Here is a 1,599-nt window from a genome sequence, read left to right on the forward strand (position 1 = left end):
GTGGAGGGCGAGTTGGCGTCGGCGGAGTACTGGGTGCGGCATGTGCGGGAGGCGGTGCGTTTCGCCGACGGGGTCGGCGTGCTGGCAGGCGAGGGTGTGACCCGCTTCCTGGAGATCGGCCCGGACTCCACCCTCACCGCACTCGCGCAGAACAGCCTCCCCGACGACACCCACGACACCGGCGACGCGGTGTTCGCATCGATGCTGCGCAGGGACGGTTCCGAGCATCTGGCGGCCCTGCGGGCGATGGCGAAGTTCCACGTCCACGGCGCGGAGATCGACTGGCCGGCCGTGTTTGGGGACGCAGGCGGAGACGAACCCGTCGACCTGCCCACCTACGCCTTCCGGCGGACCGACTTCTGGCCCACGGTCACCGCACGCACGGTGGAGTCGGCGAGGCCCTCGGTCTCCGACGGCGACGCGTCCTTCTGGACGATGGTGGAGGAGGGGCCGCACGATCTGGCGGCGACCCTCGGGGTGCCCGAGGAGGCGCTGCAGGCCGTGCTTCCCGCGCTGACGGAGCTGCGCCGCGAGCAGGTGACGCGCGCCGAGGTCGACGGCTGGCGGTACGGCGTCGGTTGGGAACCGGTGGCACTGCCGGCCTCGTCGCCTCTGGGCGGGCGTTTGGACGGGCGTTGGCTGCTGCTCCAGGGACCTGACGCCTTCCCCCTCGCGGGGCTCGATCGGTTCATCCCCGGTCTGGAGCGGCTCACCTGCGACGTGCGGGACAGGAAATCGCTCACCGATCTCCTGGAGGCGGCCGTCGACGGGATCGCGCCGGCCGGTGTGCTCTCCTGCCTGTCTCTTCCGGGGCTCGGCGACGACCTTGTCGTCTCCGGTCCGGACGCCGGCGTGGTGCACACCATGACTCTGGTGCAGGCTCTCGGTGACGCAGGCGTCGCAGCGCCCCTGTGGGTCGTCACCCGGGCAGGGTTCGGACCCGGCCGCGCCCCCGACGATCCGGCGCAGGCCGCGATATGGGGGTTCGGCCGTGTGGCCGCTCTGGAACACCCGGACCGCTGGGGCGGACTCGTCGACCTGACGGCGACGCCGAACGACGGGGATCTCGCCTCGCTCGTCTCGTTGCTGGCGCAGCGCAGCGAGGATCAAGCGGTGGTGAGCCGGGGGCAGGTCTTCGGCCGCCGGCTGCGTCCGGCGTCTGCGTACGGAACGGATCCGGTGTCCTCGCAGGGCCACGACGGTCCGGCTCCGCGGCGACTGCTCGTCACCGGGGGGACCGGTGTGCTCGGGGTGCGCGTCGCCGAATGGTTCGTCGCACGCGGTACGGAGGAACTCGTACTGACCAGCCGGAGCGGCCCGGACGCTGCCGGCCTGGCAGACACCGTCCTTCGGCTGCGGGCGGCCGGAGCGCAACGCGTCGACGTCGTCGCGTGCGACGTCGCCGACCGCTCCCAGGTCGCCGCCCTTCTCGACGCCCACCGCGTCGACGGCATCGCTCATGTGGCCGGTGTCCTGGACATGGAGGCGATCGATGCGATGACGCCCGCTCATGTGGGTCGGGTGGTGGGGGCGAAGGCGTGGGGTGCGGTGTATTTGGATGAGTTGACGTGTGGTTGGGATCTGTCGGCGTTCGTGGTG

Annotated in this window: 1 protein-coding gene; it reads left to right on the plus strand. The window is 71.7% G+C overall.

Annotation, left to right across the window (positions count from 1 at the left end; all coding sequences use genetic code 11):
• Positions 1 to 1,599 (plus strand): SDR family NAD(P)-dependent oxidoreductase (locus ABT300_RS43880; protein ID WP_351688737.1); only part of this gene is annotated, 1,599 nt, incomplete at both ends.

Source organism: Streptomyces sp. NPDC001027, from assembly GCF_040299045.1.
Lineage (GTDB): Bacteria > Actinomycetota > Actinomycetes > Streptomycetales > Streptomycetaceae > Streptomyces.